Here is a 21046-nt window from a genome sequence, read left to right as displayed (position 1 = left end):
TCATCCTGATGGAGGCGGCGCCGGTAGCGCCTTGCTGTTCCTTCGCGAGGAACAGATGCGGCTGGCGCAGGACCTGTTCTTCTTCGCCTACCGGGACCTGACCGCCTCGGCCGATGTCATCCTCGAAGAACTCGGTCTCGGTCGCGCGCATCACCGGGCGCTGCACTTCATCGGGCGCCGGCCGGGTATCGCGGTGAGCGAGCTGCTGGCGTTGCTGCGCATCACCAAGCAAAGCCTGGCGCGGGTCCTCGGCGAACTGGTGTCCCGCGGCTACGTACAGCCGACCCAGGGTCCACGCGATCGCCGGCAGCGCCTGCTGAGCCTGACCGATGCCGGACGGGCGCTCGAGCGGCGGCTGTTCGAACGGCAGCGCGAACGGATGGTCGCTGCCTATCGCGAGGCGGGCGGTGCTGCCGTGGAGGGCTTCAGGCGGGTCATGCGCGGGGTCATGGACGAGCAGACGCGCAGCCTGCTGGAACCACGCGACGCGGCGGCCCCGCCGGCGCTGCGACGGACGGTCGGCTGATGGTGGAGAGCGCGATGAACGCCGCCGAGGCGGCCCATGTGCTGGTTGTCGACGACGATGCGCGGCTGCGCAGCCTGCTGCAGCGCTATCTGGCCGAACAGGGCTTTCGGATCTCGACCGCTGCCAACGCCGCCGACGCGCGCCGGCTACTTGGCTCGATGCGTCCCGACGCAATGGTGCTGGACGTGACCATGCCGGGCGAGAACGGGCTCGATCTGACCCGTGCACTGCGCGAGGACGGCCATGACATGCCGATCCTGTTATTGACCGCGCGCGGCGAGCCGGAGGACCGGATCGCCGGTCTGGAAGCAGGCTCGGACGACTATCTCGGCAAGCCGTTCGAGCCGCGCGAATTGTTGCTGCGGCTGCGCGCGTTGCTGCGCCGGATCGGCCCGCCGGCACCGACCGAGAATGCACGACCGGTCAGGCTCGGGATGATGGAGTTCGATCCGGTTCGCGGGCTGCTGGAGAGCCCGCAGGGTCCGGTTCATCTGACCGGCGGCGAGTCGGCGCTGCTGACCGTACTGGCGCGCCATCCCAACGAGGTCATGTCGCGCGAGATCATTGCCCGTACGCTCGAGATGGACGAGGCGGGTGAGCGGGCGATCGACGTCCAGGTGACGCGCCTGCGGCGACGGATCGAGGCCGACCCACGCGAGCCGCGCTTCCTGCATACGGTGCGCGGTCGCGGCTACGTACTCAAGCCCGGTCTCTGACCGCGATGCAGCCGGACGACAGGCCCGTCCCGCCGGTCGTCCTGGTAGTCAGCGACCGGCTGCTACCTCCGGAACCGGTGGTGAAGCGGCAACAAGGCTGGGGCAGGCGCTTTTGGATCAGGCCGGGGCTCGGGGTGCGGCTCGATCGGCCGATCAGGCGGATGCTGCCTCGCTCCCTGCTCGGACGCTCGCTGCTGATCCTGCTGATCCCGCTCCTGGTCACCCAGGCGATTTCGCTGGAGCTGTTCTACGGCAGTCATCTGAACGTGGTGTCGCGCAGGCTCTCGGGAGCGGTCGCCAGCGAGATCACCCAGACGCTGCTGCTGATGGACCGGATGCACAAGAAGTCCGATCGCGACTGGATCATGCAGATCGCGGCCTCGCAGTTCCAGCTCGGTATGACGATACGCCCGCACATGCGGCTGCTTCACCTGGGATCGACCAACGTGCTCGGTCCGATGGACGAGGACCTTGCCGCGGCGCTCAAACAGATCGGCCGGCCGTTCAGCGTAGACTGGATCTCCGATCCGCACACGGTGAACATCCATATCCAGATGGAGGACGGCATCCTCGACATCTCGGCGCCGCGCAAGCGGCTGGATGTCGGGCCGATCTGGCTGTTCGTGGCATGGGTCGCCGGAAGCGCCCTGCTGCTGTTCATCATCGCCGCCTTGTTCATGCGCAACCAGGTCAGGGCGATCCGGCGGCTTGCCCGCGCGGCAGAGGCTTTCGGCATGGGCAGGGACCCCGGGCCGATCAGGCCGGAGGGCGCCCAGGAGGTGCGCAAGGCTGCCAGCGCCTTCAACCGCATGCAGGAGCGTATTCTCCGCTTCGTCGCGCAACGGACCGCGATGCTGGCGGGCGTGTCGCACGATCTGCGAACGCCCTTGACCCGGATGCGGCTGACGCTGGCGATGCTGCCACAGGCCGGCCAGGTCGATGCCGCATTGCTGGTCCCCGACATCGGCGGAATGGTCTCCGACGTCGACGAAATGGACCGGATGATCGAGGGCTATCTGTCGTTCGCCCGTGGCGAAGGGGCCGAGCAGGCGGAGGCGGTCAACCTGCCGGTCATGCTGGAGGAAGTCGCGGCTTCCGCACGGCGGGCGGGAGCCGAGATCCTGGCGGTATCGGCGCCGCCGATGCGCGACGTCATGCTGCGGCCCGGCGCGATCAGGCGCGTCCTGGCCAATCTGCTGGAGAATGCACGCCGGCATGGCGGGCGGGCGATGCTGACGGCGGTGGCGGACGCACGCGCGGTCGTGCTGCTGGTCGATGATGACGGGCCAGGCGTGGCGGATGACCGACGTGAACAGGTCTTCCGTGCGTTCGAGAGCGGCGAGGGTGGCGGTACCGGACTCGGGCTGACCATCGCGCGGGACATCATCCACGCGCATGGAGGCGACATCCGGCTGGAACGAAGCCCGCTCGGGGGCCTGCGTGTGCGGATCAGGCTGCCGTTCTAGGTCCGGCGGCCGGACCCTGGTTACGGAAGGGTGTTGCCGGCGCCGCCATGGCCGTAGCCGTTGTTGCTGCCGAGGCCCGACGAGCCTCCGAGCGTATCGCCACCGAGACCCATCGGGTTGTAGCGCCCGACATTCCCGATCAGCTGCTGCATGAACGACGCATCGCTACCCGGCGACGGGGTCACCCGGCCAACCATCGCGACGTTATGGGCCTGGCTCTTATCGAGGCGTCGAAGCTGACGCAGCACGCCGCCCTGGTCGAAATTCAGCACCAGCACCTGCTGCTGGTTGACCCTCGGACGGGACAGGGGCACCGGTGCGGTGACCTCGCCGATATAGAACCACGTGTTGTCGTCGAACGTGGCGCGCGACGTCGGAGACCCCAGCAGCGCGGTTACGTCGGCGCGTGTCGTGGTTCCGGGAACCAGCGTATCGTAATCCTGCTTCTCGACCATCTGGCCGCGGGGGGTCGGGATCGGCGTAAAGATGCTGCAGCCGGTCAGGCCGACCGGGGCGAGCAGCAGGAAGGCACCGGCGAAGCGGGCGAGGGGAAGACGGGCGCTGGCTTTGGCGACGGACCGCATGACCTGGCGACTACCTTCTCGTTGATCGCGGCCGTTGCTCGGTCGCGCCGACATGCTCTAGTCGAATGTTCACCCGAGCATCAGCGTCCGGTGCCCGATCGATCAACCGGTGTCAATCATTCCCGCATCCGAGCGGCACCACAGAGGAAGCAGAAGCCATGAGTTCCAGATCGGAACTGTCGCGGCGCATCACCGTGCGCAGCCTCGGGATCAAGGGCTCCACCGCGAGCCGCACGCTTGCCGGCGGCGCACAGGCCAGCGGCGCCGACGACGTGGCGCTCGAGATGGTGGTCGAGGCCGACGCCTCCGAGCGCGTCGCGATCGCGCGTCGGCTGAACGAACCGGCCATCGAGAGCTTCACCTGCCGGTTCAGGTTGTCGGAAGCCGACAAGAAGGGCCGGGTGACGGCGGATGGCCTGCTGGCCGCAAGGCTGACCCGCACCTGCGTGGTGACGCTGGAGGAGTTTCCGGTGGTGGTGGCCGAGCAGTTCACGGTGCGGTTCGTGCCGGTCGAAACGAGCGACGAACAGGCCGATGTCGAGCTCGACCTCGATGCTGACGACGATGTCCCCTATGACGGAACCACGATCGACGTCGGCGAAGCCGCGATCGAGCAGCTGGCGCTGGTGCTCGACCCCTATCCCCGAAAGCCGGGTGCTGAGCGTCCGCCCGGCGTGATTCGCGGCGACCCGCCGAGCGCGGACGGCGCCGATCACTGGGCCGAGGATGCCGACACCGAGGCCACTAACGAGGATGCCGGTGAGGAAACGGCACGGCCGCACCCGTTCGCCGCCCTGGCCCGCCTGCGTCGGGAACCGGATTGACCATGCCGGGCCGGGCTTTCGGCAAGGGTTTGCTTGCGAACTGTAGACACGTCTGGTAGACGCCGCCGCTCATCTGACGCGCACCCGCTTTGGCATTCGCCTTTCCGGGTGAATCGTCTCGCGGGCTGTATCCGCCTGTCGTGTATCGAAACTGGAGGGGCTCAGGCCCATGGCTGTTCCTAAAAGAAAGACCTCGCCTTCGCGTGCCGGTATGCGTCGGAGCCACCAGGCCCTGCCCGTCGAGGCGCACAACGAGTGCTCGAACTGCGGTGAGCTGAAGCGTCCGCATCATGTCTGTGGCCAGTGCGGTCATTATGATGGACGTGAAGTCGCCCAGGCCGGCAAGGCCCTGAAGGCCGCAGTCCGGGTCTGACCGGAGGCTTTGTCGCGATGAGCGTTCGTTCGGATACGCCGTTCGGTTGGCGTCGATGAGTGAGCGCGATCTCGCGGCTAGCGCAGGTCCTTCCGGAGCGGACTCGGCGACCGGTGTGTCGGATGCAGCGATGTATTCGCTAGCGGTCGATGCCATGGGCGGCGACGGTGCGCCCGGTATCGTAGTCGACGGGCTGGCGATCGCGGCTGAACGCCATCCCGCAGCGCGGATTCTTCTGATCGGTGATGAGGCCAGGCTGGCGCCGTTGCTGGCCAGGTCGAAGGCGGCGCGTTCGATCTGCACGATCCGGCACGCCCCAACCGCGATCACCAACGAGATGAAGGGCACTGCTGCCCTTCGCCAGCGCGATTCCTCGATGCGGCTGGCCATGGATGCGGTTGCGCGTCACGAGGCGCAAGGCGTGGTTTCGGCGGGAAACTCCGGTGCACTGCTGGCTCTCGCCAAGATCGTTATCAAGACCATGCCCGGGATAGATCGGCCGGCCCTTGCGGCGATCAGCCCCTCGGCCTGCGGCGATGTCGTCATGCTCGACCTGGGGGCGAACGTTGCCTGCGACAGTCGCAACCTGGTCGAGTTCGCGGTCATGGGCGAGGCGTTTGCGCGCGTCGTGCTCGGATTGCCGGCGCCGACCATAGGCCTGCTGAATGTCGGCTCCGAGCAGATGAAGGGCGACGACCGGATCAGGCAGGCGGCGGACGTGCTACGTGCCAGCGCACTGGCAAGCCAGTTCCACGGCTTCGTCGAAGGCCATGACATCACGGCCGGGACGACCGATGTGGTGGTGACCGACGGGTTCACCGGCAACGTGGCACTCAAGACCGGCGAGGGCGCGCTTAAGCTTGCCGGCAGCCTCATGAAGCAGGTGTTCAACGCCAACGTGATGTCGCGGCTGGGCTACGTCCTGGCGCGTCCAGGCCTGGACCGGATGCGCGAGTGGCTCGATCCACGCCGCTACAATGGCGCCGTGCTGGTCGGCTTGAACGGCGTGGTGGTGAAGTCGCATGGTGGCACGGACGCGGAGGGGTTTGCCCACGCGGTCGATGTCGCAATGGACATGGTAACCCATAACTTCAACGAGCGGATCCGCATCGGCGTGGCACAGCTGGGCAACGCGCTGGCATCGACGCGACCGGTTGCGGCAGCACCGGACACCAATCCGGCTGTGCCCGGCGACGCGGCCGACAGGACAACTAATCGCCTGGCGACCACCGGCTGATCGAACTACCGGGCGGTCGTTGCCCGCCGGGAACATCGTACGCGAAACTGATCACGGACCCGCATGTCGTCTCGTTCCAAGCTTATCGGCGTCGGCACCTATCTTCCGGAACAGGTGGTCACCAACGCCGATCTGGAAAAGCGCGTCGACACGTCGGACGCCTGGATCCGCGAGCGCACCGGCATCGTGCAGCGGCATCTTGCAGCACCTCATGAGACCGCGGCGTTCATGGCAACGGAAGCGGCCCGCGGCGCGCTTGCTCATGCCGGCATCGAGGCCGGCGTGGTCGATGCGATCCTGCTCGCCACCAGCACCCCGGATCAGGCGTTTCCGGCGACCGCGGTCCGGGTGCAGGCCGCCCTGGGTATCTCGCACGGTTTTGCCTTTGATCTGGCGGCGGCCTGCAGCGGCTTCATCTACGCGCTCTCGGTGGCCGATGCGTTGATCCGGACCGGGCAGGTCAGGACGGTGCTGGTGATCGGCAGCGAAGTGTACTCGCGCATCGTCGACTGGAGCGATCGCAGCACCTGCGTGCTGTTCGGGGACGGCGCCGGCGCGGTCGTCATGCAGGCGGGCGCGGTCGATGGTCCCGGCCTCCTGTCTACTCACTTGCACTCGGATGGCAGCACCGGCGACCTTCTGTATGTCGATGGCGCCGTCGGGCGCCGGGAATGTTCCGGTTTCCTGCGGATGAACGGGCGCGAGATATTCCGCCATGCGGTCTCGAAGCTGGCGGGTGCGGTCGATGAGGCGCTGGCTGCGAACGGGCTGTCCTATGCCGACATCGACTGGCTGGTGCCGCATCAGGCCAACAAGCGCATCATCGACGCCATGGGCAAGAAACTCGGACTGCCGCCGGAACGGGTAGTGGTGACGGTCGATCGCCATGCCAACACCTCCGCCGCCTCGATCCCGCTGGCTTTTGCCGAGGCGGTCGGAGACGGGCGGATCAAGCCGGGCGACCTGGTGCTGATGGAAGCGCTCGGCGGCGGTCTGACCTGGGGGTCGGCGCTGCTGCGAATGTAGCGTTCGGGAGACACCCCGCGCGTTGCCGTATCCGATCATCGTCAAGAGCTAGAACGTTGGTTTGACGGCACTTGGCACCATGCCTACGGTCTATTTCATGAGCACTGTGACAAGAGCCAGCCTGGCAGAGCACATCTACACCCAGGTCGGTCTGTCCCGGAATGAATCCGCGTCTTTGCTGGAGGCGGTCCTGGAATCGGTCGCAGCCACGTTGCAGGCGGGCAGCCCGGTCAAGATCAGCGGGTTCGGTACGTTTTCGGTCAGGCAGAAGGGTCGTCGGGTCGGCCGAAATCCGAAAACCGGGCTGGAGGTGCCGATCCTGCCTCGTTCGGTGCTGGTGTTCCGTCCGAGCCAAGTGTTGAAGGCCCGGGTCAACGGTCAGGAACCGACCGGCGAGGATGATGCAGCATGACCCGACCCGGAGATTGGACGCCAGGGGCAGGTTCCGAGGCGGATCCGGCACTCGATCTTGACTTCGATCGCGATGACGGCGACGCCCGTGATGTCGGCCAGGATCGTGCCGCGCGTCTGAAGAAAAGCCCGTCGGCATTTCGCACCATCAGCGAGGTGGCGGACGATCTTCATATTCCCCAGCATGTTCTACGGTTCTGGGAGACCAGGTTTCCGCAGGTCAAGCCGCTCAAGCGAGGCGGTGGCCGGCGCTATTACCGGCCTGACGATATTGGCCTTCTGCGGCGGATTTCTGATCTGCTCTACATCCAGGGCTACACCATCAAGGGGGTGCAGCGCCTGCTCCGTGAAGGCGACGGCACGTTGTCGGGCGAACTGCCGCCTCCGGACGTCGCCGACCGTGGCGACGACCACGAACTGACCGCGCATCCTCATGAGTCCGTCGACCTCGCGACACAGGAGGACGACACAATATCGGATGCTGCCGAGCCATGGATCCCGCTGGCTCCGCCGCTTGCCGTCTATGCGGAAGTGGATGCCTTGAAGGCCGAGATCCGGCGGCTGCAGGAGGTGCTCGACCTCGTGCTCGGCGGCCTCGTCGATCTACGGCGGAGCCTGCCGTCCTAACTTTCAGGACTGGCGTGGTGTCCATTGCGGCTCGCCTAGGGTCCTGCTACACCCCGGCTGCCGAAAGGCACCCGAATGGTAACGGGCAGTAGCGCAGCCTGGTAGCGCATCAGTCTGGGGGACTGGGGGTCGTGGGTTCGAATCCCGCCTGCCCGACCAAAACGCCCCGATACAATCTGACGATATGGCACACGGTCTTTTCAGACCTGTGCGGAACGATGCCGATCGTGTTCATTACGTGTCGAGAGCGTCTTCGGTCGGGTCGGTCCACTCGCGCCAGAGCAGGATCAGGGCGGCCATGATGGCCGGTCCCAGGAACAGACCCAGCAATCCCCAGACTTCGACACCGCCCAGAATTCCTAGAAGCACCCATAGGAATGGCAGCTTGGTGGCGCCGCCGATCAGGATCGGGCGGATGAAATGGTCCGAGCAGAACACTACGATCATGCCGAACACGAACAGGATGATACCGGCGATCGTCGAGCCCTGGGCGAGCACCAGCAGGGATGCCAGTCCGATCGCGATCACGGCGCAGAACGGGATCATCGCCGCCACCGCCGTGACTACGCCGAACAGGGTCGGGTGGGGTGCGCCGGCGATCGCGTAGGCAATACCAAGGATCACGCCCTCGCCAAGGCCGACCAGCACCAGCCCGTCGACCGTGCCGTGCACCGAGGCGACCATCTGGCGACCGATCCGCTCCCCGCGTGTGCCGAATGCCCGGCGGCTGACGGTCAGCATCTGCGCGGTAACTGTCGCGCCCTCGCGAAACAGGAAGAACAGCGTGATGATGCTGAAGGCAAACAGCGTGCTGCGGTGGGCCACCTGGCTGCCAAGCTGGCGGGTCATGCGCAGGCCACGGCCCGATCTAATGTTCGCGAACAGGTCGGTCGCATCGTCCGGATTGCTCAGATGCTGGGTCCACCATGTGGAGGCAGCTGCCGATCCGGCGGGTAGCCGATGCACCCAGGCAGGAACCGGCACGCCCGTGTGACGGGCATGCTCCATCCAGACGAGGACGCCTTGCGCCTCATTGGCAGCCTCGAATGCGATCAGCGAAAGCGGCACCAGGAACACCAGGGCGATACCCGCGGTGAACAGCAACGGCAGTGCCAGGTTGTGCCGGCCGGGCGGCCAGCGACGCGTCGCGCGGCGGTAGAGCGGCCAGGATGCGATGGCGAATATGACCGCCCAGACCAGGGCCGGCAGGAAATCGTGCAGGGTGAAGATGCCCAGCAGCACCAGGACCCCACCGAGCACGCCGCGGGCGATCTGCTGGGACCGGGTACGCCGCACATCCTGGCAATCCAGTGGCGCGTCCTGGCTGATTGCCTCGGGCATCGAGCAGCATCTCCTGGCCGAGACTCCGGAAATCCGGATGTCGGGATACATCTAACGCCCGAGCAGGGCGCGGGGATTTGCGCATGCTCCATGTGGGGCAGCAATGGCCTGATACGGTCCGGCTCGGCAACGGCCCCGGATTTCTCGGTGGCGTCACATACCTTGGCTGCCGGCCTGGTGGCCATGATCGGCTCGGTTGCGGGTCATGCACGGCGGGACGCGCATGTCCGGGGCAGGGTCCGTGCGATTGGCCAGTCGAATGCTGCCTTGGTGAGGATGGTCGCTCTCACACCGGCGGGGTAGCAGCTGACGGTGGAACGATACGCTTCCCGACCAACGGGTCGGCGCCCGATCGGGGTAATGGCGCATGGGGGCTTGAAAGATCTGGCCCGCATCGCGATTGCCCAGGCACGGCTGCGCAAGGGGCTGGACCAAGCGGCGGTGCTCTTAGGGTCTGACCTCGGGTCAGGCTGCGCTCTGTGACGCCAATCTGCGGCCGATCTTCCTGGATCGTAACGTCGCCACGTGGTCCTGAAGGCGTCCGAGCCGTTCAAGGCGCGACTTATCCTATGGGATACGGGCAGCGTAGGCGTCGCAGGACGACGATGATGATGGCTGGGAACAGAACAGCCCGAACGTGGTGCACGCGCTCCTGAAGGCGGCGATGCAGGAGCGGTCCGATCCTCTGGCCCATCCAACGCCGGCAACGCCCTGATCGGGACATTCAATCCGCGCAGGGGTGCCGACAGCGTTCGGCTCGGCGGATGGGTATCGGCTGGAGGGTAACGGCCATTCGCACCGTTCCTGACCAGACAGGGCTCTGGGCGCGTGACCGCGGCAACGAGCTGCTACATTCACATGCCCCGCCAAAGGTCTGCGTTACATACACGGGCCCGAGCCAACCGAGTGTCACGCAGGCGCACGAGATTGATATCGCCGTCGTGCCGTCCGCCGGTTGGCGTCGCGGGCGGCTGGAACCAATCGGTCGGCAGGCACCCAGGTTGTTCCAGTAACTGGCCAGATGCCGGCGGCGGTTAAGGTCGGGGCTTTCGCGGTGGCGATGGCATGGCTGTTGCAACGCGTCGGTTACATCTTCCCGGGACCCCCCATGACCGATCCAGACGCGCTCGCCGCCTTTGTCGAAGCGTTGGGAGATATTCCGGTGCTGCTCGACCCGGCCCTCGTCAAGCAGCGGAGCCAGGACTTTTTCTGGTTCAGTCCCGTACTGAAACGTCAGTTGAACGACATGACCGCCGAATTGGTGGTCTGCCCGCGTACGCGCGACGAGGTCACGCATACAATGGCGGCCGCGTGGCGGTGCGGCATCAACGTCACGCCGCGCGGAGGCGGTACCGGAAATCATGGGCAGGCGGTCCCCCTGCGAGGCGGTGCAGTGCTCGATCTCTCCCGTCTTGACCGGATCGTGTGGGTGCGGGATGGCATGATGCGGGTCGAGGCGGGCGCGAAGTTGATCGACCTGGACAAAATCCTACGCGAACGTGGCTGGGAGTTACGCATGTTTCCGTCGACCAAGCGGACCGCGACGATCGGCGGGTTCGTGGCGGGCGGGTCAGATGGGATCGGCTCGATCACATGGGGCGGATTACGCGACGCGGGCAACGTGATTGCGGCGCAAGTCGTTACTGCGGAAGCGCCGCCACGGGTGCTGGAACTGCGGGGCAGCGAAACCGATCTCATAAACCATGCCTACGGCACCACAGGAATCGTCACCGAGCTGGAATTGCCCCTGGCGCCGGCGATGCAGTGGCGGGATATCGTCGTGGCGTTTCCGGATTTCATGCAGGCAGCCCGTTTCTGCCTGGTGCTGGCAGCCTGTCCGGGTATCGACCTCAAGCTCGTCACCACGATCGACAGCACCATCGTGCCATCCCTTGAGGTACTTCGAGAACTGGTGGCAGTTGGCGAAAGCCTGGCGCTGCTGATGGTGGCGCCGTCCGGGATGACCACGTTGGCGGAACTGGTCAGTGCGCATGGCGGCCAGATCGTGCTGGATGCGGATACCCTGAAATCGGAGATCACATCGGGATCGGTGCCGCTCTACGAATTTACCTGGAACCACACGACGCTGCAGATGCTGACGCAGGATCGGACGGTGACGTATCTACGGAGCCTGTTCCCGGCTGCGGATCCGCTCGCTCTGGTAGAACGGATGCGGACCTTGTTCGGCGACGAGTTGCCGATGCACCTGGAATTCCTGCGGGTTGGCGGTGCACTGACCTGCGCAGGTTTGCAGATAGTGCGGTTCACCACCGAGGACCGTCTCGCCGAGATCATCAGCATCCATGAGCAGAACGGCGTGTCGATCTCAAACCCGCATGTCTATACGATCGAGAATGGCAGTGGACACAAGCGGCTGCCGGTTAATCAAATGGGGTTCAAGCACGAGGTGGATCCGCTTGGTATTCTGAATCCCGGCAAGATGCGGGACTTTGTCCCTGTACGTGCGCCGGCGGAGAATGCGGAATGACCATACATCATGTTGCGGCAAACCCGCAGACGATCCAGTTCGGTATCTTCGACGCGGCCATCGCGCCGGTGTTGACGATAGAATCCGGCGATACTGTCACGATGCAGTGCCTGTCGGGTGGGTTGGAGGTGATGCCGCTCGATATGGACAGGTTTCCGATCGCACCGGCGTTGCAGGCAATCCACGAAGCCGGGCTCGCCCGCCTGGGCACGCACATGATCACCGGACCGGTGGCGGTGCGCGGTGCGATGCCGGGCGACATGCTGGAAATCAGGATCGAGGCGGTCGAACCAGGGTCGGACTGGGGATATTGCGGTTTCCGTCCTCTTTCCGGGACCATTCCGGAGGATTTCCCGAGCCGGTTCATCAGCCATATCCCGGTCGATCGCGAGCGCCGCACATGCCGTTTGCCATGGGGACCTGAGCTCGCCTTGTCGCCGTTCTTCGGGATCATGGGCGTGGCGCCGCCCGCCGGCTACGGCCGGCTGTCCAGCAAGGAGCCGCGCGAGTTCGGCGGCAACCTCGACAACAAGGAGTTGGTTGCAGGCACAACGCTTTACCTGCCGGTGCTGGTCGAGGGGGCGAATTTCTGTGCCGGCGACGGTCACGGGCTGCAGGGCGACGGCGAGGTGTGCGTCAATGCGCTCGAGATGTCGCTGAATGGGCAGTTTACTTTGGTGCTGCACAAGGGCGGTGGTGCCGCGGCGCCGCTGCTGCGCTATCCGCGTGCGGAAACGCCGACGCACTGGATCAGCATGGGCATGAACGAGGATCTGGACCAGGCGATGAAGCAAGCCCTGCGCGAGATGATCGCGTTTATCTGCGTGCGTACGAGCCTGTCGCGGGAGCAGGCGTACCAGACCTGTTCGCTGGCCGTGGATTTCCGGGTCACGCAGACGGTAAACGGTGAAAAGGGAATACACGGGATGCTGCGCAAGGGATTGCTGTTCTAGCATTATCGCCTAACCGGCGGCAGGAGACTGATCACGAGGGCGTGGGGGCGGCGTCACGATGCGCAATCACGGATCGAGCGTCCCCCATCGTCCTCTGCATTAATATGCTGGCCAGCGCGTTTGCAGGAGCACCTATACCTTGCCGTCACGATTGGTGCCGGGCAGGCTATCCGGATCGAGGTGACACCGTCGGAGGTCCGGTCAAACAGATCACGCGGGCGACGTTTCGATCAGCCACATCTGGCGGCATCCCAAACATCATTACATACTATGTGCGATCGTGGCTGACGCCGCGCCCTTGCTGCGGATCTTGTCCATGCGTCATGCCTTGCTTCTCGCGACCGCGCTTACCTTGGTTGGGAATTGCCGGCCAGCTGTAGCCGAGGCGCCGTTCGATTTCGCCCGCGCGCCGGGGCAACTGCCGAAGACGGTGGTGCCCTCCGCCTACACCATCGACATCGTCACCGACATGACGAAGCTGGCGCTGACCGGGCATGAGAGCATCGCGGTCGTCGCCGCCGGCGCGGGCGGCAGCATCACCCTCAACCAGGCCGGACTAAAGCTCGTGCGCGCGACAATCGACGGAGTCGCCGCCACGATCACGCAGGACGACAAGGCCGAGACCGCGACGCTGCGACTGCGTCATCCGATCGCGGACGGCCCTCACACGCTGGTCATCGATTACCGCGGTCCCATTCCGGCCACGCCGAACGGCATCTATTACGACGATTATCGCAGCCGGTCCGGTGCCAGGAAACGCATGCTGGTGACGCAGTTCGAAGTCGCCGACGCAAGACGCATGTTCCCTGGCTGGGACGAGCCTGCGTTCAAGGCGACATTCCGGCTCGGCGTCACCCTGCCGAAGGATTATGTGCCCGTCGGCAACATGCCGGTCGTGTCCACCACCCCGGCCGGCGCGAATGCCAAGCGTGTGGTGTTTGCAGCCACGCCACGCATGTCGACCTATCTGCTGGCGCTGGTGGCGGGCGACATGTCGGCTCTGCACGGCACCGGCGGCGGCATCCCGATCAACGCCTATGCCCCGACCGGCGAGCAGGCCAACGGCGCCTACGCACTGCACGCCGCGACCGAGATCCTGCCGTTCTACAACGAGTATTTCGGCGTGCCCTACCCGCTGCCTAAGCTTGATCTGGTCGCCATTCCCGGTAATTACGAAGCCGGCGCTATGGAGAACTGGGGCGATATCACCTTCATCGACAACGCCTTGCTGTTCGATGCGAAAACCAGCGGGCCGCGTACGCGCGAAACTATCTATCTCGATGTCGCGCACGAGATGGCGCACCAGTGGTCGGGTGACCTCGTCACCATGGGCTGGTGGGACAACATCTGGCTGAATGAAGGTTTCGCCACCTGGATGGAAACCAAGGCCACCGACCATTTCAATCCGACCTGGCAGATGTGGCCGCGCGCGCACGCCGACCGGGAACTGGCGATGGCGGTGGACGCACTGCCGACCACCCACCCGATCCAGCAGACGATTGCCGATGTCAGCGCCGCCAACGCCGCCTTCGACCTGATCAGCTACCAGAAGGGCGAGCAGGTCATCCGGATGGTCGAGGACTGGCTCGGCCCGGACGTTTTCCGCGACGGCATGCGCGTATATATGAAGGCGCACGCCTATGGAAATACCACGAGCGCCGATCTCTGGGCCGCCCTGTCCCAGGTCTCGCACAAGGACGTGGCGCCGGTCGCGACCAGCTTTACGGAACAGCCGGGCATTCCCCTGGTCAGTGTTGCCCGGAGTTGCACCGGCGGCGCGACCACGCTCACGCTGAGCCAGTCGCGCTTCACCATCCACGATCCCGATCCCAAACCGCTTACCTGGCAGATCCCGGTCACTGTGGGCGGACCGGGCGTTGTCACGCAGACGGTGCTGCTGACCACCGCTCCGGTCACGTTGCATTTCGCCGGCTGCGGCGCGGCGCTGAAAGCCAACCTTGGCGAAGCGGGTTACTACCGCACCCATTACGACGATGCGTCGTTGTCGGCTTTGAAGGGTGCGTTTCCCACCTTGTCTGCCACCGACCGGGTCAACCTGCTGGGCGACCAGTTCGCGTTGTTCGAGACCGGCACCAGCCCGCTCGCCGCGTATCTCGACATTGCCGCGACCCTGTCCGACGGCAAGGACCAGAGCGTCGCCGTCTGGCAGGACACGATCGCGCATCTGCAGCGTCTCGATGTGCTGATGCGCGGCAGCCCGTCGCGGCCCACCTTCCGCGCGTTCGCCCGCAGCCTGCTCGCGCCGCAATTTGCCCGGCTCGGCTGGGAGCCGCGTGCAGGCGAAAGCTTCCTCGACACGCTGCTTCGCCCCACCCTGATCGCCGCCCTCGGGCGGCTCGACGATCCGGCGGTCGTCATGGAAGCACAGCATCGTTTCAGCGCTTACCTCAAGGATGCGTCCTCGCTGCCGCCGAGCCTGCTCGACCCGGTCATGCTGCTGGTCGGAATGCATGCCGACGATGCCACCACGAAAATCCTGGAGCACCGGCTCCGCTCGGCACCGGATACCGAAGAGAAGATCCGCTACTTCACGGCACTCGCCGGTTCGCGGGATCCGGCCCGGATCGCGAACACGGTGCGCCTCGCCTACTCGGGCGTGATCCCGAACGGACGCGTCGTGCAGGCGATCGGGCTCGTTGCGACGGACAGCGACAATCCGGACGCGGTGTGGGCGGCGGTGCTGCCGAACCAGGCGCCGATCCGCGCACGCCTGGCGCCCGGGCCGCAGACCCAGTTGCTGCCGGCTGCTTCCCGCTCCACCACAAACCCGGCGGTCGCCCGGGCATTGCTGGCCGATCCCGCCAGCAGCGCGTCCAGCGGCGCGAAAATCGAGGCTGCGAAAGCGTCCGACGCGATCGCCGGTGATATCGTGCTGCGCGATCGCACGCAGCCCGCGATCAGCGCCTGGCTGGCTGTACAACGCAACGGCCGGGGATAAGCAGGCCGGGCCTTAGACCGGCAGTTCTCCTCGTCCGGACGCGGATTGGGGCGGAGTTTCGGATCTTGGGCGGCCAGCCGGTTATGGTCGCCTGACCCGCCATGCCGCCGACAGGGGATGAATGCGCCGCGGACAGCGGTTCGCTGGTGCTTGCGGCAGCGAACGAGATCCTCGACGAGCGCAGCTTCAGGTCGTCAGGATACGTTTCGCTTGGCGTCGCGCAGTCATGCAGGCGCGAGCCAAGCAATCGCAGGGGGAAACGAACCACACCCGCGAGGCCCGGATCCTCGGCCTTGATGAGCGATAAAGTCCGCACGGATCGGTCATCGCCAGGGTTTTATAACTTCCGGTAACAGGGTCAGGGCGATATGCGTTGTCCCGGTGATGCTCATCTGAGCTTAGGGAAGGAGGCAGGATGAGGGTGAGGGGCTGGTGGCTAGCCGTGGCGGCGGCGCTCATCGTACTCCCCCTGGCTGGTCTGGGCGTCGGTTTGGCGATGCTCGACCCCGATGCGATCAAGCTCCGGCTCGCTGCGATCGTGCTTCGCCAGACCGGGCGGACATTGAGCCTGAATGGACCACTTCGCATCGGCTGGTCGTTCTGGCCGACCCTCCAGGTCAACGACGTGACGCTGGCCAACCTGCCGGGCGGGTCACGCCCGGACATGGCGCGGGCGGAACGGATCGAGGCGCAGATCTCGCTGCCCGCATTGCTGAGGCATCAGCTGGAGGTCGTGAAGCTCACGCTGGTCGGTCCTAATATCCTGTTCGAGCAGGTGGGAGATCAGCCGAACTGGATATTTCAGTCCAGCGCGGCCCCGAAAGCGACGTCCGGAAACCCAGCCGCTCCAACGGTGCCCCCCACATCCGATCCGGGACCGACGTTGCGATTCCGACATGTCATTGTCCAGAACGGGATGATCACGTTCCGATTTCCGGCGCGGACCAAGGTTGTCGGCATACGCACCCTGAATTTCCGCAAGCCGACCAATAACGGGCCGCTGTCGTTCTCGAGCGTGCTGGTCTACTCGGACTACCAGCCGTTCAGCCTGAAGGTGGCGGCATTGCCGACCGGCGGCCTGCGCGATCCGTGGAAGACCCGGCTGGACTTCGCGGCCTATGACACGACGGCGTCGGCGAAGGGCACGATGGATCTCGCCGGGGCATACGACCTGCAGATCTCCGCCAATGTGCCGGCGCTCGAAAAGCTGAATGCGCTGTTGCCGCAGATGAACCTGCCGCCGCTGCACCGGATGACGGTCGCGACGCATCTCATGAACGGTCCGGCGCATGGCGACCTGCCGGTCGTCGGGCAGACGAAGCTGCATGTCGGCAGTGCCGATCTGCAGGCGCTGTCGTCCGGCCTGACGCTCGGCACCTTCGACGTCTCGCTTGCCGAGGCCGGCGGCCTGGCCAAGGTTTCGGGCGTGGGAAAGCTCGCAAAGCTGGGTTTCGCCGTGGATGGCTCGGTCGGCGTGCCGAAATATCCGGACCGAAAAGTCGAGGTGCCGCTGGATCTCGTGCTGCGGACGCCCGGCGTTGCCGGGCAGGATATCGGAATCAAGGGAAAGACGGCGCTCGATGCGCTTGCATTCGCCGGGCTGGATGCGGCGTTCATCGCGCATACTCCGGCGCTCTCCGGGTTGCGGTCTCTCATGACGCCCATGCTGCCGGCGCTGACCAAGGTCTCGGTGACCGGGCGGCTGGCGATACCGGCAAGCATCGGGTCGTTCAGCGTGACCGGCGCCAACCTGGCCGCAACCGAGGCCCAGCTCGCCGGCGACGCGACGGTGGGCCTGGGCACGGCCCGCTCGGTGACGGCGCGCCTGCATGGCGCGCGGCTCGATCTCGACGCGTTGTTGCCGGCGGCCACGGGCGCGGCGCCCGGCAAGGCCGCGCAGGCAGGTGCCGGGAGTGCCGCGACCGGGTCGGTCATTCCGGACGTGCCGCTACCCCTGGCCAGCCTGCGCGGCCCGACGATCGACATGGCGGTCGCCGTCGACGTTCTGACCCTGCGCCGGCAGGCATGGCAGGATGCCAGCCTGGCGCTGACCCTGAAGGGCGGCAAGCTGGTGGTCGGGAAGATGCAGGCCCGGCTACCGGCCGGGCAGGTGGACGGGTCGCTGACGGTGGATGGATCGACCAATCATGGTCCGGTCAGCCTGGCTCTGCATGCGACCGGCATTCCGCTCGCGCTGGTCGAGCGTGAGGCGGGGCTGCCCGGGCCGGCGGAGGGATCGCTGAGCATCACCACCGACCTGCACGCGACGGGCAGCTCGCTGCACGGCATGGCAGCGTCCCTGGACGGGCCCTTGGCGGTAACGATGATCGGTGGGCGGATGAGCAACTCCGCCTTGACTGAGCTGGCGGGCGCCTCGCTGAAGGCGTTGAGCATCAAGGTGCCGGCGCAGGGCGACACCGCGGTCCGGTGTTTCGGCCTGGTCGGCTCGTTCAGCAAGGGTGTCGGCCGGTTCGACACCATCGCCGTCGACACAGGCTACCTGCAACTCTCCGGCAGCGGACAGGTGGATCTCGGAGCGGAGACGGTAGCGCTGAAGCTGCACCCGCTCGCCCGGCTGGCCGGTTCGAAGGTGGTGGTGCCTGTGCTGGTCACCGGGCCGTTCCGGAACATCCAGAGCGGGCTGGATGCCAACGGGTTCGATAAGGTGGGACTGTTGATCGACGCGTTGTTCGGCGGCGACAAGCCGAAAACCTGCCTGGCCGCCGGACTGGTGCCGGTCAGGTAGATGCGCCGCGCCGCTCCCAGGCCCAGATCGCGAACGCCTGGACCAGGGCCGCTTCCTTGAGGCTGTCGAAGCGGCCGGAGGCACCGCCATGGCCGGATTCCATGTTGATACGGCACAGGATCGGGTTGGTGCCGGTGCTGGCGTCGCGCAGGGCGGCGGCCCACTTGGCCGGCTCCCAGTAGGTCACGCGCGGGTCGGACAGGCCGCCCATCGCCAGGATCGTCGGGTAGGCGACGGCATGGAGATTGTCGTATGGCGAGTAGCTGGCGATCAGGTCGTATGCAGCCTCGTCCTCGATCGGGTTGCCCCATTCCGGCCATTCGGGCGGGGTCAGAGGCAGGCTGGTGTCGGACATCGTGTTCAGCATGTCGACGAACGGGACCTGGGCGACGATCCCGGCGAACAACTCCGGCGCCAGGTTGGCGACCGCGCCCATCAGCAAGCCGCCGGCGGAGGCGCCGTGCGCGACGATGCCGCCTTCCGACCCGTAGCCCTCGGCGGCGAGGTGGCGCGCGACCGCGACGAAATCGGTGAAGCTGTTCGGCTTGGTCCGGCCGCGTCCGTCCAGGAACCAGCCCCAGCCTTTCTCGGACCCGCCGCGCACATGGGCGATGGCGTAGATCCAGCCACGGTCGACTAGGCTCAGGGTGCGGGTGGAGAACCCGGCCTCGATCGCATGGCCGTACGAGCCGTAGCCGTAGAGCAGCAGCGGGGCGGTGCCGTCGACCGGGGTGTCGCGCCGCATCAGCACGGTGATCGGCACGCTGGCGCCGTCCGGAGCGATCGCCTGCAGACGCCTGGTGACATAGAGCTGGCTGTCATGGCCGGAGGGAATTTCCTGCACCTTGCGAAGCGTGCGCGTGCCGGTTTCCATGTCGTTATCGTACCAGTGGCGCGGAGTGGTCGGCGACTGGTAGCTGGTGCGCAGCGTCTTGGTATCGAACTCGTAGGAGCCGTCCAGCGCCAGCAGGTAGGCATCCTCGTCGACCTTGATCTCGGTGGCCACGGACCGGATGTCGGGGTCGGACGCGTGCGTGATCGGCACGATCAGGATGCGGTTGTTGACGTCCCTGCGCTCGATCCAGGCTAGGTGCCCGGCGAACGCACTGGCGCCGATGATGAAGTGACCGGGCCGTTGCGGAACCCAGTCACGCCATGCCTCGCGGCCAGGATCATTCACCGGTGTCTGCATGAGCTTGAAGTCGATCGCGTCGCCGGCATTGGTATGGACGATGAAGCGGTCGTGCCAGTGGGTGAGGCTATAGCGTTCGCCTTTGCGGCGCGGTGCAGCGACCCGTGGGGTGGCGGTCGGGTCGTCGCCGGGGATCAGCAGCGTTTCGGTGGTTTCCTGGTCGCCGCAGGTGATCATGATCCAGGCGCGCGACTCGCTCACTTGTACGCCGATGAAGAAGCCCGGATCGGTCTCCTCGTAGACCAGCACATCCTCGCCGCCGCGGGACGGACGGCGATAGATGCGGGTCGGACGGCCATGCTCGTCGCGATAGGTCCAGAACAGCCAGGCGCTATCGGGCGAGAAGGTGAAATCGCCGGTCGAGCTCTCGACCGGACCGGTCAGGGTCTCGCCGGTCGACAGGTCCTTGACCTGGATGCGGTAGACTTCCGAGCCCTGTGCATCCTCGGCGTAGGCATAGAGCCGGTGATCGGGAGAATGATGGGCGGCAGCCACGACATAATAGTCGTGGCCGAGCGACAGGGCCTGCACGTCGAGCAGGATTTCCTCGTGTGAGGCTGGACCGGTTTCGGCGTCGCGTGGCCGTCGGGCACGGATCGCGTGCTGCGCACCGGGTTCGTAGCGGGCGTAGTAGGACCAGGCGCCGTCCGGCACCGCCAGCGACGTCTCATCCTGCTTCAGCCGGCCCTTCATTTCCTCCAGGATGGTTGCCTGCAGGGGTTTCGTGGGGGCCAGCAGCGTCTCGGCATAGAGGTTCTCCTGGCGGAGATGGGTGGCGATATCGCCCCGCAGCGCCGACGGATCGCGCAGCACCGCCTGCCAGTTCTCGTCCTTCATCCAGGCATAAGGGTCGACCCGCACGCGGCCGAGCTGGTCGATCGATCGTGGTTCTTTGCGCGCAACGGGCGGGGTCGGCTGGTCGGTCATGTCAGGGTCTTTCGGATGCGCTTGGTTCGAACCGGCTCGGGGGTGTCGATCGAGGCGAGCAGGTGATGGACCGGTTGTCCGGTCTGGCCGACGATCATGTCGGCCACCAGGCTGCGATGGCAATGGGTGTGGTCGCGTTCGAAGCAGAGCAGGCAGGCCCGGCGCTCGGTCGCCAGGGCCCGTGCCTCCTGCAGTGCCGCCTGCGAGCGGTCGCCCTCCATGTGGGCCTGGAAGATGCGTACCATGGTGCCGACATCGCCGCGTCGCACGGCGTCGCGGCCATCCTTGGGCGTTCCCAGCGGCTGCAGATGGACATACTCGATCCCGGCCTCGGCCAGGCCCCCGGCCAGGATACGTTTCGAGAAGCCGGCCCGGCGCGACGAGGCGATGGCGCGGACGTCGACCAGCAGGCGGGTGCCGGCTCCGGTCAGTGCGTCGCGGACCTGTTCGAAGCGGGCGCTCTCGTATCCGATGGTCAGGAGGGGAGTCGGGTGTGCTGGCAGGTCGGTCATGGCGATCCCCAATCGGTTGGAATGGCAGGGCGGGCGATGAACGGCAGGATCGGTATCGCCTGACGTAAGGTCCGTACAAGGCGTATGGTTTCGGGGTTTCACCGGCGCGCATACGTGCCGGTCCATTGGCTCCGCCGG

Annotated in this window: 16 protein-coding genes, 1 tRNA gene and 1 pseudogene; 14 read left to right on the top strand and 4 right to left on the bottom strand. The window is 66.0% G+C overall.

The genetic code is table 11. From position 1 onward, the window contains the following. The first annotated feature begins 55 nt into the window (after positions 1-55). The 3 genes from HN018_RS11455 to HN018_RS11445 all read left to right on the top strand — a co-directional run bounded on the left by HN018_RS11455 (position 56) and on the right by HN018_RS11445 (position 2708). A complete protein-coding gene (locus tag HN018_RS11455; RefSeq protein WP_239479291.1) occupies positions 56-526 on the top strand; it encodes a MarR family transcriptional regulator in 471 nt (156 codons plus the stop codon). A 14-nt stretch (positions 527-540) separates the two neighbouring features. After that, the gene (locus HN018_RS11450) at positions 541-1242 is read left to right on the top strand and encodes a response regulator (protein WP_408886714.1); all 702 of its coding nucleotides are present in this window, start codon (positions 541-543) and stop codon (positions 1240-1242) included. Positions 1243-1403: 161 nt separating this feature from the next. After that, positions 1404-2708, top strand: coding sequence for an ATP-binding protein (locus HN018_RS11445; protein ID WP_239479290.1), 1305 nt, complete (start codon positions 1404-1406; stop codon positions 2706-2708). 20 nt (positions 2709-2728) lie between these two features. On the opposite strand, the gene HN018_RS11440 is transcribed toward HN018_RS11445, so the two are convergent. Further along, complete coding sequence (locus HN018_RS11440) at positions 2729-3292, bottom strand: outer membrane protein assembly factor BamE (RefSeq protein WP_171835514.1); 564 nt, start codon at positions 3290-3292, stop codon at positions 2729-2731. Positions 3293-3450: 158 nt separating this feature from the next. Here HN018_RS11440 and HN018_RS11435 point away from each other — a divergent pair, with 158 nt between their 5' ends. The 7 genes and pseudogenes from HN018_RS11435 to HN018_RS11405 all read left to right on the top strand — a co-directional run bounded on the left by HN018_RS11435 (position 3451) and on the right by HN018_RS11405 (position 7949). Further along, positions 3451-4116 (top strand): DUF177 domain-containing protein, encoded by a 666-nt coding sequence (locus tag HN018_RS11435; RefSeq protein ID WP_171835513.1) that lies wholly within the window; start codon positions 3451-3453, stop codon positions 4114-4116. 169 nt (positions 4117-4285) lie between these two features. Continuing rightward, on the top strand, positions 4286-4489 hold the full coding sequence (rpmF, locus tag HN018_RS11430) for a 50S ribosomal protein L32 (protein WP_171835512.1): 204 nt from the start codon (positions 4286-4288) through the stop codon (positions 4487-4489). 130 nt (positions 4490-4619) lie between these two features. Beyond that, a complete protein-coding gene (gene plsX / locus HN018_RS11425; protein ID WP_239478606.1) occupies positions 4620-5726 on the top strand; it encodes a phosphate acyltransferase PlsX in 1107 nt (368 codons plus the stop codon). A 63-nt stretch (positions 5727-5789) separates the two neighbouring features. Beyond that, the gene (locus tag HN018_RS11420) at positions 5790-6752 is read left to right on the top strand and encodes a beta-ketoacyl-ACP synthase III (RefSeq protein ID WP_171835510.1); all 963 of its coding nucleotides are present in this window, start codon (positions 5790-5792) and stop codon (positions 6750-6752) included. A gap of 97 nt (positions 6753-6849) precedes the next feature. Then, positions 6850-7164 (top strand): integration host factor subunit alpha, encoded by a 315-nt coding sequence (locus HN018_RS11415; protein WP_171835509.1) that lies wholly within the window; start codon positions 6850-6852, stop codon positions 7162-7164. A 122-nt stretch (positions 7165-7286) separates the two neighbouring features. Continuing rightward, positions 7287-7517 (top strand): annotated as a pseudogene (locus HN018_RS29720) (MerR family transcriptional regulator); the annotation flags it as partial. Between the two features lie 355 nt (positions 7518-7872). Then, a tRNA-Pro gene (locus tag HN018_RS11405) sits at positions 7873-7949 on the top strand. Positions 7950-8024: 75 nt separating this feature from the next. Here the strand turns inward: HN018_RS11405 and HN018_RS11400 are convergent. Further along, positions 8025-9131, bottom strand: a complete 1107-nt coding sequence (locus HN018_RS11400) for an AI-2E family transporter (RefSeq protein WP_171835507.1) — start codon at positions 9129-9131, stop codon at positions 8025-8027. A gap of 1108 nt (positions 9132-10239) precedes the next feature. Here HN018_RS11400 and HN018_RS11395 point away from each other — a divergent pair. The 4 genes from HN018_RS11395 to HN018_RS11380 all read left to right on the top strand — a co-directional run bounded on the left by HN018_RS11395 (position 10240) and on the right by HN018_RS11380 (position 18277). After that, the gene (locus tag HN018_RS11395; protein ID WP_171835506.1) at positions 10240-11619 is read left to right on the top strand and encodes an FAD-binding oxidoreductase; all 1380 of its coding nucleotides are present in this window, start codon (positions 10240-10242) and stop codon (positions 11617-11619) included. Continuing rightward, positions 11616-12572: an acetamidase/formamidase family protein gene (locus HN018_RS11390; RefSeq protein ID WP_171835505.1), complete on the top strand. Its 957-nt coding sequence runs from the start codon at positions 11616-11618 to the stop codon at positions 12570-12572. The genes HN018_RS11395 and HN018_RS11390 overlap by 4 nt, the downstream gene beginning before the upstream one ends. 316 nt (positions 12573-12888) lie before the next feature. Beyond that, complete coding sequence (locus HN018_RS11385; protein WP_171835504.1) at positions 12889-15531, top strand: M1 family metallopeptidase; 2643 nt, start codon at positions 12889-12891, stop codon at positions 15529-15531. Between the two features lie 415 nt (positions 15532-15946). Next, positions 15947-18277 (top strand): AsmA family protein, encoded by a 2331-nt coding sequence (locus HN018_RS11380; protein WP_171835503.1) that lies wholly within the window; start codon positions 15947-15949, stop codon positions 18275-18277. On the opposite strand, the gene HN018_RS11375 is transcribed toward HN018_RS11380, so the two are convergent. Further along, the gene (locus HN018_RS11375; protein ID WP_171835502.1) at positions 18270-20396 is read right to left on the bottom strand and encodes a S9 family peptidase; all 2127 of its coding nucleotides are present in this window, start codon (positions 20394-20396) and stop codon (positions 18270-18272) included. The two genes, HN018_RS11380 and HN018_RS11375, sit on opposite strands and share 8 nt — an antisense overlap. Beyond that, positions 20393-20908, bottom strand: coding sequence for a DUF488 domain-containing protein (locus HN018_RS11370; protein WP_171835501.1), 516 nt, complete (start codon positions 20906-20908; stop codon positions 20393-20395). The genes HN018_RS11375 and HN018_RS11370 overlap by 4 nt, the downstream gene beginning before the upstream one ends. Positions 20909-21046: the final 138 nt, after the last annotated feature.

Origin of the sequence: Lichenicola cladoniae, assembly GCF_013201075.1 — a bacterium.
GTDB lineage: Bacteria > Pseudomonadota > Alphaproteobacteria > Acetobacterales > Acetobacteraceae > Lichenicola > Lichenicola cladoniae.
The sequence above is the reverse complement of the archived record's forward strand: the minus strand, read 5'-3'. Positions and strand labels throughout refer to the sequence as shown.

Excerpts from the sequence above, each read along its gene's own strand:
- HN018_RS11455 (WP_239479291.1), top strand. The coding sequence starts at position 56 with ATGCGGCTGGCGCAGGACCTGTTCTTCTTCGCCTACCGGGACCTGACC.
- HN018_RS11450 (WP_408886714.1), top strand. The coding sequence starts at position 541 with ATGAACGCCGCCGAGGCGGCCCATGTGCTGGTTGTCGACGACGATGCG.
- HN018_RS11445 (WP_239479290.1), top strand. The coding sequence starts at position 1,404 with ATGCTGCCTCGCTCCCTGCTCGGACGCTCGCTGCTGATCCTGCTGATC.
- HN018_RS11440 (WP_171835514.1), bottom strand. The coding sequence starts at position 3,292 with ATGCGGTCCGTCGCCAAAGCCAGCGCCCGTCTTCCCCTCGCCCGCTTC.
- HN018_RS11435 (WP_171835513.1), top strand. The coding sequence starts at position 3,451 with ATGAGTTCCAGATCGGAACTGTCGCGGCGCATCACCGTGCGCAGCCTC.
- rpmF (WP_171835512.1), top strand. The coding sequence starts at position 4,286 with ATGGCTGTTCCTAAAAGAAAGACCTCGCCTTCGCGTGCCGGTATGCGT.
- plsX (WP_239478606.1), top strand. The coding sequence starts at position 4,620 with ATGTATTCGCTAGCGGTCGATGCCATGGGCGGCGACGGTGCGCCCGGT.
- HN018_RS11420 (WP_171835510.1), top strand. The coding sequence starts at position 5,790 with ATGTCGTCTCGTTCCAAGCTTATCGGCGTCGGCACCTATCTTCCGGAA.
- HN018_RS11415 (WP_171835509.1), top strand. The coding sequence starts at position 6,850 with ATGAGCACTGTGACAAGAGCCAGCCTGGCAGAGCACATCTACACCCAG.
- HN018_RS11400 (WP_171835507.1), bottom strand. The coding sequence starts at position 9,131 with ATGCCCGAGGCAATCAGCCAGGACGCGCCACTGGATTGCCAGGATGTG.
- HN018_RS11395 (WP_171835506.1), top strand. The coding sequence starts at position 10,240 with ATGACCGATCCAGACGCGCTCGCCGCCTTTGTCGAAGCGTTGGGAGAT.
- HN018_RS11390 (WP_171835505.1), top strand. The coding sequence starts at position 11,616 with ATGACCATACATCATGTTGCGGCAAACCCGCAGACGATCCAGTTCGGT.
- HN018_RS11385 (WP_171835504.1), top strand. The coding sequence starts at position 12,889 with ATGCGTCATGCCTTGCTTCTCGCGACCGCGCTTACCTTGGTTGGGAAT.
- HN018_RS11380 (WP_171835503.1), top strand. The coding sequence starts at position 15,947 with ATGAGGGTGAGGGGCTGGTGGCTAGCCGTGGCGGCGGCGCTCATCGTA.
- HN018_RS11375 (WP_171835502.1), bottom strand. The coding sequence starts at position 20,396 with ATGACCGACCAGCCGACCCCGCCCGTTGCGCGCAAAGAACCACGATCG.
- HN018_RS11370 (WP_171835501.1), bottom strand. The coding sequence starts at position 20,908 with ATGACCGACCTGCCAGCACACCCGACTCCCCTCCTGACCATCGGATAC.